Origin of the sequence: Paraplanobispora takensis (assembly GCF_016863195.1) — a bacterium.
GTDB lineage: Bacteria > Actinomycetota > Actinomycetes > Streptosporangiales > Streptosporangiaceae > Planobispora > Planobispora takensis.
The window spans coordinates 1-14,726 of the sequence record NZ_BOOK01000062.1; the positions used below are offsets into that span (position 1 = coordinate 1).

The following is a 14,726-nucleotide window of genomic DNA, read 5'->3' on the forward strand; positions in this document are numbered from 1 at the left end:
TGGTCAGCCCTGGACCTCGCTGGCGGTCAGGCCGCCGTGTTCCGCCGCGCCGACGACGACACCCAGCCCCTGACCGTCAGCTGACGCACCGGACGCCGCCGCCTCCCCGGGGGCTCTGTTCGTATCGCCGGGACAACGGGATGAACTTCCGCCACCTGGGTAGTTGCAGACATGAGCGGGGAAGTCGGGGGAGCTATGGCCGAAGTGCTGGTCGTCGAGGACGACGCGGATATCCGAGAAGTGATCGCCTTTCGGCTGCGGCAGGACGGGCACACCATCCACGCCGCCGACGACGGCGCCGTCGCCATGACGCTGCTGCAGAGCCTGCGGCCCGATCTGGTGGTGCTCGACTGGATACTGCCGCACATCTCCGGGGTGGAGCTGTGCCGCTATCTGCGCACTCTGCCCGGCATGGAACAGGTGCCGGTGCTGATGCTGACGGTCAGGGGGGAGGCCGCCGACATGCGGCGGGGGTTCGGCGCCGGAGTGAGCGACTACATGACCAAGCCGTTCAGCCTCCAGGAGTTGTCGACGCGCACCCAGGCCCTGCTGGCGCAGGCCGCCATGCGTCACTGATGCGCCACTGAGGCGCCCGCGTCACGCGCCGCCGTACGCGGACGGGAAGTCCGTACGGCGCGCCGCACGCCCCGGCGGGTCAGTCCCGGATCGTGACCGGGTTGCCGCGGTGGCTCTGCATGACGGCCAGGGCGCTGCGGCACTGCCGGCGGTTGTGGTCCATCACGATGCGCGCTTCGCCGTTCTCGCCACGCCGCTGCTGCAGGGTCAGAACCTGGTGTACGGCCTGGCTGCGCAGCTGGCGGGAGCGGACCATGGCCGCCGCCAGGAAGGCGAGGTCGAAAGCGGCCGGGGACGGGACGGTGGTCCGGCGCGCCGATGACGGCCGTACGGGACGCCGGTCGGGGGCGGGGTCCCAGCCGCCGGGCGAGGTCAGGCGCCGCAGGGTCGGCAGGTGCCGTCGCCCGGCGGCCCGCTGCGGCGGCGTGTCGCGGCGGTCGAGGCCGAGCGCGGCCAGGGCCCGGGTCGGGTCGTCGTACATCTGCAGTCGCGGCGCCGAGTGCCCGTTCATCAAGGTGATCAGGCGGCGCAGCGCGGGACCGGCCCCGGCGACGACCAGCGCGCCGCCCCTGTCGTGCAGGGCCCGGTCGGTGACGTTGAGCTGCCGCACTCCGGCCACGTCGCAGAAACGCAGCGCCGCGACCTGGGCCACCACCTGAAGGATGGGCGAGGCGTGCAACGGCCGCAGCATGGCGGCCAGCGTCGGGGCGGTGACGGCGTCCAGCTCGCCCGTCATGGTGATCACCATGACGGTATCGGTCACCGGGGTGAGCTCAAGCGACAGAGGCATCCATCTGACCTTTGTGCATGTGAGTCGGCCCGGCAGAACGCCGGCCCGTGGAACCCATCTAACCTCATTTCGCTGCACCGATCAGTCTCCCGCGGCGCGACACCGTGCTCACCCGCGCGTATACCCGCGGATTCGCTGCGTGAGGAGAACAGTCCGGCGCGGAAGCCGCGAGATCCTCAGGCGGGCAGGCGGTAGACCCGCCGGGCGTTGCCGGATCCGACCATCCCGGCGATCCGGGCGGCGTCCCGTTCCGTCCAGGAGTCCTCCTCCAGACCGGCGCGCAACAGGCCGGACAGCGCGTGGCGGAACAGCACCGCGCCGAGGTGGTACAGCTCGGGCAGCCCGAACGCGTCGGAGGCGTAGAGCAGCTTGCCGAACGGGGCCAGTTCGAGCACCTCGGCCAGCAGCGCCCCGGCCCGCCGGCCCAGGTTGTGCGTGGCCAGGCTGACGTCGGCGAACACGTGCGGGAACACCTGGGCGAGGTAGCCCGCCTCCCGGTGGTACGGATAGTTGTGCAGCAGGATGATCGGCACCCCGGCCGGCGCGGTCGCCCGCAGCAGGTCGGTCAGCAGCACCGGGTTCGCCCGGGACAGGTGCACGTCCGCGTCGCCGTACCCGACGTGGAACTGCACCGGCAGGCCGAGGTCGAGGGCCGCGTACACCAGGAACCGGTGCAGCACCTCCTGCGCCAGCCGGGCCGGGACGCCGGGCCGCATGCCGGAGAACCACCGGTCCACCGCGGCGGTGAGGTCGCGGTGCCCCGGCCGCTCCGGGGCCAGCGCCAGCCCCGCCCGGTAGGCGGCCACGGACTTGGCCCCGACCACCCGGCCGTCCCCGGTGCGCGCCAGTCCCGCGGGGTGCCCGCTCCGGACGTGCTGCATCCCCGCACGCCCCTCGTGACCGCTCTCGGGGTGCCGCGTCCCCACGCGCCGCCCGTGACCGTTCCCGGCGTACGACAGTTCGGCGAGGCGTTCGCGGACGCGGCCGGCGAAGTCCCCGGCGCAGACCCCCGACTCGGCCACCTCCTCGGCCAGCCGTTCCAGGCGGACGATCTCGTACGCGGGCGCCCCGGCGGCCCGGGCCAGCCCGGCGGGGGACAGCAGCGGCCGGGGGGTGTAGCCGGTGTCCACGCACAACCCGCCCAGTCCCGCCGCGGCCAGCAGCCGCCGGGTCACCTCCGCGTGGCCGAGCTCCGCCCGGCGGGCCAGGTACTCCTCGGGCTCGGCGTGCCGGGGCAGGTCCAGCAGGGGAGCGCACCAGCGGCGCACCGCGAACCCCACCTGCGTGTCGAACAGGCTCCCGCCCAGCGGCGAGGAGCCCCCGGCCTCGGTCAGCAGCGCCTCGAACGCGGGACGCGGCAGGTCCTCGGGCACGACCCCGTGGCAGTGGTGGTCGACCAGGCGGAGCCCGGCGACCGCGGGCAGGAGTTCGGGCCTCGGCATGGTTGCTCCGATCGGCGGGCCGGTCGCGGGCTCGTCGGGCACCGGCCACCGACAAGACTTATCACGGCCGGTCCGGGGCGCCGGGCCGGCGAGGGCGGTGGCGTCTAATCTTGAACAGAGGAGGCCGTGCCGATGCCAGAGCCGCTGACCGCTCCAGAACGGGCCCGCCGGGCGGAACACGCCCGTACGGCCGCCGCCGGCCTGTCCGCCGACGGCGTCGACGGCGTCGCGGTGACCTGGGTGGACACCAGCGGCGTCACCCGCGTCAAGGCGGTGCCGACCGCCCGCCTGGAGCAGGCCGCCGCCTGGGGCGTCGGGGCCTCACCGGTGTTCGACGCCTTCCTGCTCGACGACTCGATCGTGTCCGGCCGGTACGCCGGCGGCCCGGTCGGGGACCTGCGGCTGTACCCCGACCTGGGCCGGCTCACCCGCCTGGCCGCCGCCCCCGGCTGGGCCTGGGCCCCGGCCGACCGCTACGACCAGGAGGGCCGGCCGCACCCGCTGGACGCGCGCGGCCTGGCCCGGCGCGAGGCCGACCGGCTGGCCGGGGACGGCTACGCGGTGCGCGCGGCGTTCGAGATCGAGTGGTGCGTCTCCCTGGGCACCGGCGACGACTTCGTGCCCGCGTGCCGGGGCCCGGCCTACGGCATGACCCGGCTCACCGAGCTGGCCGGCTATCTGCGCGAGGTGCTCACGGCCCTGGCCGCGCAGGGGGTCGCCGTCGAGCAACTGCACCCCGAGTACGCCGCCGGTCAGTACGAGGTCTCCGTCGCCGCGGCCGACCCGGTCGGCGCGGCGGACCTCGCGGTGCTGGTGCGCGAGACCGTCCGCGCGGTCACCGCACGGCACGGGATGCGCGCCACGTTCGCGCCGAAGGTGCTGGCCGGCGGGGTCGGCAACGGCGGCCACGTCCACCTCAGCCTGTGGCGCGACGGGATGAGCCTGATGTCCGGCGGTCCCGGCCCGTACGGGCTGACCGGCGACGGCGAGGGCTTCGCGGCGGGGATCCTGGAGCGGTTGCCCGCCCTGCTCGCCGTCGGCGCCCCGGCGGTCGCGAGCTACCTGCGGCTGGTGCCCTCGCACTGGGCCGGCGCCTTCGCCTGCTGGGGCAGGGAGAACCGGGAGGCGGCGCTGCGCCTGGTCACCGGCTCGGAGGGCGAGCGCGACCGGGCGGCCAACATCGAGGTCAAGTGCGTCGACCTGGCGGCCAACCCCTACCTTCTGGTCGCCGCCCTGCTGGCCGCCGGCCGTACCGGCGTCGCGGCCGGGTCGCGCCTGCCCGACCCGGTCGAGACGGACCCGGCCGCCATGGACGAGGAGACCCGGCGCAAGCGGGGGATCGCCGCCCTGCCGGGCACGCTGACCGAGGCCGTCGCCGCCTTCGAGGACGACCGGGTCCTCGGCGAGGCGCTCGGGCCGGAGATGGCGGACACCGTGGTGGCGGTGCGCCGGGGCGAGCTCGCGCTGTTCGACGGCGCGGAGCCGGACGACATCGTCGAACGCAGCCGCTGGCGCTACTGACGGGCCCGGGCGGCCCCGGCGGCGAGCCGGCCCCGTTTCCCCGCCCCGGTGCGGAAAGGGAGTCCGGAAAAGGCTCATGCCCTCCCCGCGCGCGTCGATAGGACACCTGCACCACTCATCGGCGCAGCATGGGTGAAATGGGGGGAAATGAGAAGATTTCGGCCGATCGCGGCCGTCGTCTCCGCCTGCCCCCGGTTCGCCGGGCACCCGCGCGGCTGGCTGGTCTATCTACTGCTCGGAGGCCTGCTGGCCGTCCTGACGCCGGTACTGGCCACCCGGTCGGCGCTGCTGGAACTGCTGTCATGGGTCACGCTGCAGGGCATCTGCGCGCTGGCCGTGCTGAACGCCGTCAGCCGGTACGGCCTGGCCGATCTGCGGCCCTGGCGGCTGATCCGCCTGGCCCTCGTGCTCTCGTGGGTGTCGACCGCCGTGGGCTGGGGAATCGGCTGGGTCTGGCTGAAGATCCCCCTGCTGATGACCCTGTACAACGTCGGCACGCTGATCTCCTATCTCGTGTCGCTGGCCGCGCTGGTCGCCCTGAGCACGCGGGGCGCGGGGGCGCGGGGGACGGCGCTGCTGGACGCCGGCATCATCACCGTCGGCGTGGCCATGCCGATCTGGAGCCTGGTCATCAAGCCGGCCCTGGACCGCAGCGCGCACACCGGCGTCGACATGCCCTTCGTGCTGCTCCTGCCCGTCATCGACCTGTTCATCATCGGGCTGATGACGAGGCTGACCCTCGACAACGGCCGCGCGCCCTGGCTGGCGCTGCTGAACCTCGCCTACCTCAGCGTGTTCGCGGCCGACAGCATCTACCTGCTCGACCAGACGGAGGGCCGCGACTACGGCGTCGCCTCCACGATCGGCTGGCTGGGCTGGTCGGTCCTGGTGGCCGTCTCGGCCATGCACCCGTCCATGGCCGACGCGCGACGGCTGCGGGCCGGCGCCGTCTCCAGCAGGGCCAGGGTGACCGTCTTCCTGGGGCTCGCGCTGCTCAGCCCGCTGACCTCGATCCTCGGCCAGTGGTTCTTCTTCGGCACGACCTTCCGCCCCCGTGACGCGTTCGGGATCATCGGGCTGACCGTGGTGCTGGCCGTCCTGCTGGTGGCGCGGCTGAGCATCGTGGCCCGCCTGGCCGAGGAGCACGCCGAGGAGCTGGGCACCGCCCTGCGCCGCCAGGAGGTCCTGCAGCGCAGCCTGTCGCACAACGCCCTGCACGACCCGCTGACCGGCCTGGCCAACCGCACGCTGCTGGGCCAGTCCCTGCAGCACGCCATCATCCCCAGCATGGCCCTGCCCGGCCTGCGGCCCCCGGCGTTGCTGCTGCTGGACCTGGACGGCTTCAAGGACGTCAACGACAGCTTCGGCCACCCGGTCGGCGACGAGCTGCTCACCCATGTGGCCGCGCGCCTGCAGGACGTCGCCGGCGGCGCCGGTCACACGCTGGCCCGCCTGGGCGGCGACGAGTTCGCGCTGGTGCTGCCCGACGCCGCCGTCGGCGACGCGGTCGCCGTGGCCGAGCGCATCCTGACCGCGCTGCGGGCGCCGTACCTCCTCGACGGTCACGAGCTGCACCTGACCACCAGCATCGGCGTGCTGGCCGGGCTGCCGACGGCCACCCCGTCGGAGGCGCTGCGCGATGCCGACCTGGCGCTGTACGCGGCCAAGAACGCCGGCAAGAACCAGTACGCGATGTTCACCTCCGCCCTGCGCGAGGACCGCCTGGAGCGCACCCGGCTGACCATCGGGCTGCGCCGCGCGCTGGCCGGCGGGGAGCTCGTCCTGAACTACCAGCCGGTCGTCGACCTGGCCAGCGGGGACATCCGCAAGGTGGAGGCGCTGCTGCGCTGGAACCCGACCGGCTCACGGCCGGTGCCGCCGGATGTGTTCATCCCGATCGCCGAGGAGAGCGGGCTGATCGTGCCGATCGGCACCTGGGTGCTGGAGCAGGCCTGCCGGGACGCGGGCCGCTGGTATGAGCGGCACGGCGTCTCGGTGACCGTCAACGTCTCGGGCCGTCAGCTGCGCGAGCCCGACTTCGCCGAGACGGTGCTGGACATCCTGGCCCGGCACGGCCTGCCCGAGCAGGCGCTGGTGCTGGAGATCACCGAGAGCATGCTGCTGGCCACCACCCCGGCCGAGACCGCCCGCATCATCGCGGCCCTGGCCACGCTCCGGGAGCACGGCGTGCGGGTCGCCCTGGACGACTTCGGCACCGGCTACTCCTCGCTGTCGTACCTGCGCACCCTCCCGGTGGACATCCTCAAGATCGACAAGTCGTTCCTCCCGCCCTCCGGGCACGCCGACCACCACCAGATGCGCGCCTTCACCAAGGCGATCCTGGAGCTGTCGGCCAGTCTCGGCCTGAACGTCATCGTCGAGGGCGTGGAGACCCCCGAGCAGGCGGCCCTGCTCCAGCAGATGGGCTGTCCGCAGGCGCAGGGCTACCTGTTCTCCCCGCCGGTCGCCGCCCTGCAGGTCGACGGCCTGCTGGCGGTCACCCCGTGGCAGCAGGTCGCCTGACCGGGCCCGGAGGCTCCGGCGGCCGGGAGGCGTCCGTACCGGGACTCAGAACGTCCGGCGGCCCGGGAGCATGTCGTCGTCGGGGATCGACGGCGCGCTGCGCATGACCGGCGGCACGTCGGCCACCCCGGCCCAGCGGCGCAGGGTCGCCGTCGCCGCCTGGCGGTCGGCCTCGGTCAGGGCGGCGATGTTCGCCCCGTGGTTGGCGCCCGGCGCGACGTACAGGTGGGAGTCGTTCCTGCTGGGGGTGAAGCGCTCGGCGCCCCAGGGGTCGTTCTCGCCGTAGACGAACATCATCCGGTCGGAATGCCGGCGCACCCAGTGGTCCACGTCCAGCATCGGCAGCGCGTCGTGCCGGGAGCGCAGCTCGGCCGGCAGGACCGAGTTGGGCTGGTAGAGGCCGGGGTGACGGGTCAGGCCGCGCAGATGCCTGAAGCGCAGCTCCGGCCAGCCGAGCTGGGTGGCGGCCTGGTAGTAGTACGGCGTGTAGTACTCGATGCCCTGGTCGGTGTAGAACGACCAGCCCGCGACCGAGTCGATCCAGGCGTACAGCTCGTCGTCGGTGGCGGTGGCCGGCGGCACGTCCGCGCAGTCGGCGGTGGTGGAGTACTGCCAGAAGGCCCACACCGTGTCCAGCACCGTCATCTCGAACGACCGGTCGGCGCTGCCCAGCGTCCGGGTGAAGGTGTAGCCGTTCTGCGCGGCGTACGCCTCCAGCTTGGGCACCAGGCGGTCGCGGCGCTTGAGCGCCTCCTTCTGCACATCGTCCAGCGCGGTACGGCAGGCGGCGTCGCCGACGCGGGCGAAGAACGCGTCATAGGCGCCGTCGAGGGGGTTGATCCGGTCGTTGGGTGCGACGTAGGCCACCACGCCGTCCACGTCTCCGGGGTAGAAGCGCCGGTGGTAGAGGGAGGTCATGCCGCCCTTGCTGGCGCCCGTCTGGATCCACTTGCCGGAGTAGACCGTCTTGAGCGCCTGCACGATCCGGTGCTCGTCACCGGCCTCCTGCCAGATGTTCAGGTCGCGCCAGTTCGCCGGGTCCGGCCGGGACGAGCGGAAGAAACGGTGCTCGACGGAGATCTGGTTGCCGTCGAGCAGGCGCGTCGGCTCGGTCCGGGAGGGGGCCGGGTTCACGGGCAGGCCGTACCCGCCGGTGTAGAGCACCACCGGAGCGGTCTCCGACCGGTGCAGCAGGGTGAGCCGCTGCTGGTAGGTGCCCTTGCCGGGGTCGCGGTGGTCGACCGGCTGGGTGAAGGTGAGGACGAAGAACCGGTAGCCGGTCGGCTGGGTCTCGGAGACCACGCTCAGGCCGGGTATCGCCTTGAGCTTGGCCAGCAGGGTGTCCTCGGCCGCCGCGGAGGGCGGAGGGGCCGGCTGGACCTGTGCCTCGGCGGGCAGGGCGAGGGAGCCGGCGGTGAGCAGGGACAGGACGAGGGCGGGGATCACCCGGGTTCGCACGATCATGCCTCCTGAGGGGTGGTCGCGTCGCCGCGGGCTCGCGGGTCACGCCGGGCGGGAACGCGTCCGGCGGAGACGGGGTCCGGCGTTCCGGCGGCGACGGGGAAGCGAGTGCCTCGCCGCCACCTTAGTGACCTCTGTCGCGTTTGAGGAGATCGTTTCCAGGAGATCTCCGTGCCGCCTCGATCACGGGGATCCCGCTTCGGCGAGCGCCCGTTCGAAGGCGGCGTACGCGTGCGCCGAGAAGAGCACGAACCGGATCTCGGCCACCCGCGTCGCGGCGGCGCGCACGGTGCCGACGGCGATGCGGGCGGCGTCGTCCATCGGCCATCGGTAGATCCCCGTGGAGACCGCGGGGAAGGCCACGCCGCTGGCGCCCAGTTCGTCGGCCACCCGCAGCGACTCCCGGTAGCAGGAGGCCAGCAGCTCCGAGCGGTCCTCCGCGGGGGAGAAGACCGGGCCGACGGTGTGGACGACCCAGCGGGCCGGGAGATCGCCGGCCGTGGTGCCCACCGCCCGGCCGGTGGGCAGGCCCCGGCCGTAGTGCGAGGCGCGCAGCCTGCGGCACTCTTCGAGGATCGCCGGGCCGCCGCGCCGGTGGATCGCCCCGTCGACCCCGCCGCCTCCCAGGAGGGAGGAGTTGGCGGCGTTGACGATGACGTCGATCTCCTGCTCGGTGATGTCGCCCTGGATCAGCTTGATCTCCATGGGGAGAGTCTGCCGGCGGGAATCGGCCGGTCCGCCGGAAACCCCGCCGGAGGCGAACTTTCTACGCCCGGCGCGTGTCTCATGGTGCATGGGGATCTTACTGAAGAAGCTGAGCGGCGGCGGTACGACGGGGACCGGGCGGACGGCCGCGCGCCTGGCGGGGGTGGCCGTGGCGGGGACGCTGGTGGCCGGGACGCTCGCGGGCGGCGCCGCCCACGCCGGAACGGGCCAGGCGGGACAGACGGGACAGACGGGACAGGGCGTGAGCGGCGCCGCGGGGAAGCTGCCGCGTGACTTCCTGCTGTACGAGGCGCAGGCCCGCAAGCCGGTGAAGTACCCGGAGGAGGAGGAGTGGACGATCAGTAACAGGCGGACGGAGAACTTCACGCTCAACCCCTGTGGGCTGCGCAGCTCCGTGGGCTCCGGCCGGGTGAGCGCGCGGACGATCACCTACTCCGCCCCGGAGTTCCACAAGTCGGAGCAACTGGTCGTCTTCCGTTCCGCGGGCGCCGCGCACAAGGCCTTCGCCGGGCTCCTGGCGCAGGTCGCCAAGTGCGACCGCATCGACACTCTGCCGGTCTTCAAGGTCAAGGCGCATGCCCTCGACGCCGGCGACGAGGCCGCCCGGGTGTCCGCCCAGGCCTACGGCCCGGACGGCGCTCCGGCCATCGGCGGCCAGCGGACCGTCGTGGTGCGCAAGGGCCGTGCGCTGGCGATCTACGTGCGCGCCGGCGAGTACAGCAAGGTGCGCACCTCGGACTTCCGCGTCCAGGCGAAGGACGCCAGGAAGATGGCGGCCAAGGTCTGCACCCTGCGCGGGGTCTGCTGACCCGCCCGCTTCCGGGTCCGTTTCCCGCGCGAGAAGCCGGTCCGAATCCCGCCGGATGCGGGCCCCGCGTCCGGCGTACCTTCGGCTGCAGTTGATCTGTAGCGAAGGGGGATCCATGGACCTGCAGCTGACCGGCGAGATCGCGGTCGTCACCGGGGCGTCCAAGGGGATCGGCCTGGCCGTCGTGCGCACCCTGCCGGCCGAGGGTGCCAGGGTGGCGGCCGTCTCGCGCAAGACGAGTCCGGAGCTCGCGGAGCTCGCGGAGCTCGACGGCCTGGCCGGGTCGGAACCGGTGCACGTGGCGGCCGACCTGACCGATCCGCAGGCGCCCGGCCGGGCCGTGGACGAGGCGGCGGAGGCGTTCGGCGGGCGCGGGATCCGGGTGAACACCGTCTCTCCGGGGCCGGTGCGCACCGACTGGTGGACCAGGCGGGGCGGTGCGGCCGACGTCATCGCCGCCCAGGCCGGCACCGACCGCGACGGCGTCCTCGCGACCGTCGCACCGGAGATGATGCGGCTGACCACCGGCCGCCTGGCCGACCCCCAGGAGGTCGCCGACGTGGTGGCCCTGCTGGCCTCGCCGCGCTCGGCGAGCACCACCGGGGCGGAGTCCACCGTCGACGGCGGCCTCCTCAAGGAGCTCTGAGCCCCCGGACCGAGGCTCCCGGCCCAGGGCCTTCCCGGATCAGGGCGCGGCCGGCACGGATTCCGGTTCGGCGGTCCCTGCGGCTTCGGCGGGCTCTTCGGTCGCCGCTCCGGCTCCGGACGGTGCCGCGGTCCTGCGGGCGCGCAGGCCGTACGCGGCCACGATCGCGCTGAGGACCGCCGCGGTCACCGGTACGGCCAGGGCCGCGCGGAGCGCGTCGAGCCGGGCCTGCGGTGAGCCGTCGCCGCCGAGCGCCGCCACGCTGACGGCGGTCACCGCCGACAGGCCGAGGGCGGTGCCGAACTGGATGGCGGTGTACAGCACGCCGCCGGCCAGGCCGTGCTCGTGCTCGGCGACGCCGTCGGTGGCCGCCATGGTCAGCGGGCCGTAGGCCAGCGAGAAGGCCAGGCCCAGCAGGGCCATGGTCGGGAGCATGGCGGCGTAGGTCCAGTCCGGGGTCACGGGCAGGAACAGCCCGTAGGCCACGGTCGCCAGCGCCAGCCCGCCGAACAGCACCGCGCCGTTGCCGAAGCGCTCGACCAGCCGCGGTGTCAGGGTGGGGGCCAGGACGGTGTCGACGCCGACGATCAGCATGGCCAGGCCGGTCTCCAGGGTGCTCCAGCCGCGCAGTTCCTGCAGGTACAGCGTGACCAGGAACTGGAACCCGGCGAAGGCGCCGATGAACAGCAGCGCGGCCACGCCGGTGCGTGCCAGGGCTCCCGCGCGCAGGATGCCCGGCCGTACCAGCGGGGCGGCCGAGCGCCGCTCGATCACGACGAAGGCGGCCAGCAGCGCCGACCCGCCGGCGAACGCCGCGACCGTGCCGGCCCAGCCGTCGCCGGGGTGCTCCAGGCGGACCACCCCGTAGGCCAGCAGCAGCATCGCCCCGGTGACGCTGAACGCGCCGGGCAGGTCGAAGCCGCCCGCCGGCCGCCGCGGCGGGCGGTCGTCCCGGACCAGGAGCACGGCCGCCACCAGGATCACCGCCGACAGGATGACCGGGGCGAAGAACACCCACCGCCAGCCGAACGAGGCCAGCAGGCCGCCGGCGACCAGGCCGAGCGAGAAGCCGCCCGCCGCCGTCCCGGCGTAGAACCCGAGCGCCCTGACACGCTGCGGACCCTCGGGGAAGTTGGCGGTGACCAGCGCCAGCCCGGCCGGGGCCATGAACGCGGCCGCCACCCCGGTGACGAAGCGGGCGGCCAGCAACATCCATCCCTCGGTGGCGAAACCGCCCAGACCGGAGAAGACCAGGAAGACGCCCAGCCAGAACAGGAACATCCGGCGGCGGCCCAGCAGGTCGGCGGCGCGCCCGCCCAGCAGCATGAACCCGCCGTAGCCGAGCACGTAGGCGCTGACCACGCCGCTGAGCATCCCGGTGGACAGGCCCAGATCGGCCCGGATCGACGGCAGCGCCACGTTCAGCATCGCCACGTCGATCCCCTCCAGGAAGATCGCCCCGCACAGCACCATCAGCACGCCCCGTGCGCGCCCGTCCATGCGGACGCTCGATGTGGACATGAGCCGACTCCTCTCGGGAGAACGCGGGACCGGCTCGGTTCTCAAATGTGCGCCGGTTCCCTCTTGTAACCAGCAGCATCGTCGGGCACCATCGGGGACCGTGGAAGACGGCACTTCGAAGTTCCCCGGGCACTGCGGGGATACCGGCGACGACTACGGCGTTCTGCAGTGGGACACCCGCGAGGACTGTGAGGTCAGGCAGATCCTCGACCGCGTCGCCGACAAGTGGTCGCTGCTGGTGATCGCCCTGCTCGACCGGCGCAGCCTGCGCTTCACCGAGCTGCGCCGCCAGATCGACGGGGTCAGCCAGCGGATGCTCACCCGCACCCTGCGGCATCTGGAGCGCGACGGTCTCATCAGCCGTACGGTGCACCCGACCGTGCCGCCGCGGGTGGACTACGAGCTCACACCGATGGGGGCGACCCTGCACGACACCATCCGCACCCTGGTCACCTGGACCGAGGAGCACCAGAACGAGATCGCGGCGGCCCGGGCGGCCTACGACGCCCGCGCGCTGGCCGAGCAGGAGGCGGCCGAGCGGGAGAGCGCCGCCCGGGACGCCCTGGCGAGGGACGTACTGGCGGGCGGGCGCTGATCCCGTCTCGGCGCCGGGCGGGCGGGCGCCGGTTCTCTCCCCGGCCTCAGTCGTCCGGGTCGAGTGAGCGCTGCTTGTCGTACTTGGCGATGAGGGTGTCGATCTGCACGCTCAGCCGGGCGCCCAGGGGCCAGCCGACGTAGTGGGTGAGGAAGACGGCGACCTCCCGGAGCTCGGCGGGGGAGAGCTCGCCGTTGGACAGGGCCGCCGGGATCTGGATGTCGAGGACGTCGTTGAGCCCCTGACCGGCGAGCACCCCGATGAGCAGCAGCCGCCGGTCGCGCATGGACAGACCCGGACGGGTCCAGATCTCGGCGAACAGGTGGTCCACGGTGATGCCGAAGAAGTCGCCGGGGGCGTCGCCGACCTCCCAGCCGTACACCTGGCGCATCATCTCCAGTCCGCGCCGCCGCCGCTCGTCACTCACCGTGCCTCCTTGGGGGAAGTCCGAGGCCCTCGGCGAGGCGGTCGAGCGCGAGCCGGGCCAGGGGCGTGTCGACGCCCCGCTCGGCGGCCAGGTCGAGGGCGAGGGACAGGTCCTTCTCGCCGAGCGCGAGCACATTCTCCATGATTGCGTAGAGCGGGTCACCCGGATCGAGGGGCCCGGTGGCGGAGCGGAGCATGATCGAGCCGGGCCCGCCGGTGACGGCGTCGGAGTGCCTGACCACCCGGGCGAGCCGGCGCAGCGGGACCCCGGCCGCCTCCGCCAGCCGCTGCGCCTCGGCCGCGGCGGCGAACGCGGTGAAGTGCAGCAGGTTGCGGGCGAGCTTGGCCCGGGTGCCCGCGCCGACCGGTCCCATGTGCAGGACGAGATCGGCCCAGGCCCCGAAGGGCTCCCGGCAGCGGGCGAAGGCGTCCTCGGCGCCGCCGACCATGACCGCGAGGGTGCCCGCCTCGGCGCCCATGAAGCCGCCGCTGACCGGCGCGTCCACGACGTCGATCCGGTACGGCAGCGCCCGCTCGGCGAGCCGTACCGCGGTGTCGGCGTGGATGGTGGAGTGGATCGCGACGATCGTGCCGGGGGCCGCGGCGGGGAGGATCTCGGCCGTCACCTCCTCCACCTGGGCGTCGTCCCGGACCATGATCGAGATGATCGGGCAGGCGGCGGCCACCTCGGCGGGGCCCGCCGCGGCCCGGGCGCCCTTGTCCGCCAGCGGGGCCACGGCCTGCGGGCGGGTGTCGTAGACGACGAGGCCGCGCCCGGCCAGGTGCGCCGCCATGGGGGCGCCCATCTGGCCCAGCCCGATGAAGCCGTACGGCCCCGCCGGCTCGCGGGATCCCGACGGTTCGCGGAGCCCTGACGACTCGTGACGTCCTGCCGGTTCGTGCGGTTCCGCCGCCCCGTGCGGCGCGGGCGCGGCGGTCATGCGCGGAACACCTCGCCGCCGTCGACGTTGAAGATCTGCCCGGTGATCCAGGCCGCCTCGTCCGATAGCAGGAACAGGCACATGCCGGCCAGGTCCTGCGGGGTGCCCATGCGTTTGAGCGCCAGCTTGTCGCGCACGATCTTCCGCACCATGCCCTCCGGCACGACCGCGCGGTTGGCCTCGGTGTCGATCGGGCCGGGCGCGATGGCGTTGACCCGGACGTTCATCCCGCCCAGCTCGTGGGCGAGCTGCTGGGTGATCCCGTTGACCCCCGCCTTGGCCAGGCCGTAGAAGCCGGAGTACTGCCAGGCCGCGGTGGACGACTGGTTGACGATCGCCCCGCCGCCGCGCCCCTCCATGTACGGCAGGACGGCGCGGGCGCACAGCAGCGCGCCGTCCATGTTCACCGCCATGAACCGCTTGTAGTAGTCCCAGTCCACGGTGAACAGGAAGTCCAACCGCATGGTGCCGAAGATCGCCGCGTTGTTGACCAGGTGGTCGACGCCGCCGAAGCGCTCCGCCGCCGCGGCGGCCATCGCCCGGACCGACTCGGGGTCGGACACGTCGGTGCGGACGTACAACCCCTCGATCTCCTCGGCGACCGCCGCGCCCTTCTCGCTGACGTCGGCGACCACGACGCTCGCGCCCTCGGCCGCCAGCGCCCGCGCGTACGCCTCGCCGATGCCCTGCGCGGCGCCGGTGACGATCGCGACCTTGTTCTCGAAGCGGCTCATCCGACTCCCTCCGTGA

At 73.5% G+C, this 14,726-nt stretch carries 14 protein-coding genes; 6 read left to right on the plus strand and 8 right to left on the minus strand.

What is annotated here, in order from left to right; genetic code table 11:
• Positions 1 to 195: 195 nt before the first annotated feature.
• Positions 196 to 576 carry a response regulator transcription factor gene (locus Pta02_RS35100; protein WP_203879325.1) on the plus strand — a complete coding sequence of 127 codons (381 nt, stop codon included), beginning with the start codon at positions 196 to 198 and terminating at the stop codon, positions 574 to 576.
• Between the two features lie 79 nt (positions 577 to 655).
• Here the strand turns inward: Pta02_RS35100 and Pta02_RS35105 are convergent, their stop codons facing one another.
• Positions 656 to 1,366, minus strand: coding sequence for an STAS domain-containing protein (locus Pta02_RS35105; protein ID WP_203879326.1), 711 nt, complete (start codon positions 1,364 to 1,366; stop codon positions 656 to 658).
• A 176-nt stretch (positions 1,367 to 1,542) separates the two neighbouring features.
• Complete coding sequence (locus Pta02_RS35110) at positions 1,543 to 2,808, minus strand: amidohydrolase family protein (protein WP_203879327.1); 1,266 nt, start codon at positions 2,806 to 2,808, stop codon at positions 1,543 to 1,545.
• Positions 2,809 to 2,940: 132 nt separating this feature from the next.
• Between Pta02_RS35110 and Pta02_RS35115 the strand changes: the two genes are divergently transcribed.
• Both Pta02_RS35115 and Pta02_RS35120 read left to right on the plus strand, forming a co-directional pair.
• Complete coding sequence (locus Pta02_RS35115; RefSeq protein WP_203879328.1) at positions 2,941 to 4,329, plus strand: glutamine synthetase family protein; 1,389 nt, start codon at positions 2,941 to 2,943, stop codon at positions 4,327 to 4,329.
• 147 nt (positions 4,330 to 4,476) lie between these two features.
• The gene (locus tag Pta02_RS35120) at positions 4,477 to 6,852 is read left to right on the plus strand and encodes a putative bifunctional diguanylate cyclase/phosphodiesterase (protein WP_203879329.1); all 2,376 of its coding nucleotides are present in this window, start codon (positions 4,477 to 4,479) and stop codon (positions 6,850 to 6,852) included.
• 45 nt (positions 6,853 to 6,897) lie between these two features.
• On the opposite strand, the gene Pta02_RS35125 is transcribed toward Pta02_RS35120, so the two are convergent.
• Both Pta02_RS35125 and Pta02_RS35130 read right to left on the minus strand, forming a co-directional pair.
• On the minus strand, positions 6,898 to 8,316 hold the full coding sequence (locus Pta02_RS35125; RefSeq protein WP_203879330.1) for a S28 family serine protease: 1,419 nt from the start codon (positions 8,314 to 8,316) through the stop codon (positions 6,898 to 6,900).
• Positions 8,317 to 8,496: 180 nt separating this feature from the next.
• A complete protein-coding gene (locus Pta02_RS35130; protein ID WP_203879331.1) occupies positions 8,497 to 9,018 on the minus strand; it encodes an O-acetyl-ADP-ribose deacetylase in 522 nt (173 codons plus the stop codon).
• Between the two features lie 88 nt (positions 9,019 to 9,106).
• Here Pta02_RS35130 and Pta02_RS35135 point away from each other — a divergent pair, with 88 nt between their 5' ends.
• Both Pta02_RS35135 and Pta02_RS35140 read left to right on the plus strand, forming a co-directional pair.
• On the plus strand, positions 9,107 to 9,847 hold the full coding sequence (locus Pta02_RS35135; RefSeq protein WP_203879332.1) for a hypothetical protein: 741 nt from the start codon (positions 9,107 to 9,109) through the stop codon (positions 9,845 to 9,847).
• A gap of 115 nt (positions 9,848 to 9,962) precedes the next feature.
• Positions 9,963 to 10,493, plus strand: coding sequence for an SDR family NAD(P)-dependent oxidoreductase (locus Pta02_RS35140; protein WP_203879333.1), 531 nt, complete (start codon positions 9,963 to 9,965; stop codon positions 10,491 to 10,493).
• A gap of 39 nt (positions 10,494 to 10,532) precedes the next feature.
• On the opposite strand, the gene Pta02_RS35145 is transcribed toward Pta02_RS35140, so the two are convergent.
• On the minus strand, positions 10,533 to 12,014 hold the full coding sequence (locus Pta02_RS35145) for an MFS transporter (RefSeq protein ID WP_203879334.1): 1,482 nt from the start codon (positions 12,012 to 12,014) through the stop codon (positions 10,533 to 10,535).
• A 100-nt stretch (positions 12,015 to 12,114) separates the two neighbouring features.
• On the opposite strand from Pta02_RS35145, the gene Pta02_RS35150 reads away from it, so the two are divergent.
• Positions 12,115 to 12,609 (plus strand): winged helix-turn-helix transcriptional regulator, encoded by a 495-nt coding sequence (locus Pta02_RS35150; RefSeq protein WP_239131476.1) that lies wholly within the window; start codon positions 12,115 to 12,117, stop codon positions 12,607 to 12,609.
• Between the two features lie 46 nt (positions 12,610 to 12,655).
• Here Pta02_RS35150 and Pta02_RS35155 read toward each other — a convergent pair whose 3' ends face one another.
• From Pta02_RS35155 to Pta02_RS35165, 3 genes are read right to left on the minus strand one after another with little or no spacing between them, the layout of a single operon-like run.
• Complete coding sequence (locus Pta02_RS35155; RefSeq protein ID WP_239131477.1) at positions 12,656 to 13,036, minus strand: carboxymuconolactone decarboxylase family protein; 381 nt, start codon at positions 13,034 to 13,036, stop codon at positions 12,656 to 12,658.
• Entirely contained in the window at positions 13,029 to 13,976 is a 948-nt protein-coding gene (locus tag Pta02_RS35160) for an NAD(P)-dependent oxidoreductase (protein WP_203879336.1), read from the minus strand. Before Pta02_RS35160 ends, Pta02_RS35155 begins: the two co-directional genes overlap by 8 nt.
• A complete protein-coding gene (locus Pta02_RS35165) occupies positions 13,973 to 14,710 on the minus strand; it encodes an SDR family oxidoreductase (RefSeq protein WP_203879337.1) in 738 nt (245 codons plus the stop codon). The genes Pta02_RS35160 and Pta02_RS35165 overlap by 4 nt, the downstream gene beginning before the upstream one ends.
• Between the last annotated feature and the right edge of the window lie 16 nt (positions 14,711 to 14,726).

Bases quoted from the DNA above. Each gene is read 5' to 3' on its own strand.
- Pta02_RS35100 (WP_203879325.1), top strand. From the start codon at position 196: ATGGCCGAAGTGCTGGTCGTCGAGGACGACGCGGATATCCGAGAAGTG.
- Pta02_RS35105 (WP_203879326.1), bottom strand. From the start codon at position 1,366: ATGCCTCTGTCGCTTGAGCTCACCCCGGTGACCGATACCGTCATGGTG.
- Pta02_RS35110 (WP_203879327.1), bottom strand. From the start codon at position 2,808: ATGCCGAGGCCCGAACTCCTGCCCGCGGTCGCCGGGCTCCGCCTGGTC.
- Pta02_RS35115 (WP_203879328.1), top strand. From the start codon at position 2,941: ATGCCAGAGCCGCTGACCGCTCCAGAACGGGCCCGCCGGGCGGAACAC.
- Pta02_RS35120 (WP_203879329.1), top strand. From the start codon at position 4,477: ATGAGAAGATTTCGGCCGATCGCGGCCGTCGTCTCCGCCTGCCCCCGG.
- Pta02_RS35125 (WP_203879330.1), bottom strand. From the start codon at position 8,316: ATGATCGTGCGAACCCGGGTGATCCCCGCCCTCGTCCTGTCCCTGCTC.
- Pta02_RS35130 (WP_203879331.1), bottom strand. From the start codon at position 9,018: ATGGAGATCAAGCTGATCCAGGGCGACATCACCGAGCAGGAGATCGAC.
- Pta02_RS35135 (WP_203879332.1), top strand. From the start codon at position 9,107: ATGGGGATCTTACTGAAGAAGCTGAGCGGCGGCGGTACGACGGGGACC.
- Pta02_RS35140 (WP_203879333.1), top strand. From the start codon at position 9,963: ATGGACCTGCAGCTGACCGGCGAGATCGCGGTCGTCACCGGGGCGTCC.
- Pta02_RS35145 (WP_203879334.1), bottom strand. From the start codon at position 12,014: ATGTCCACATCGAGCGTCCGCATGGACGGGCGCGCACGGGGCGTGCTG.
- Pta02_RS35160 (WP_203879336.1), bottom strand. From the start codon at position 13,976: ATGACCGCCGCGCCCGCGCCGCACGGGGCGGCGGAACCGCACGAACCG.
- Pta02_RS35165 (WP_203879337.1), bottom strand. From the start codon at position 14,710: ATGAGCCGCTTCGAGAACAAGGTCGCGATCGTCACCGGCGCCGCGCAG.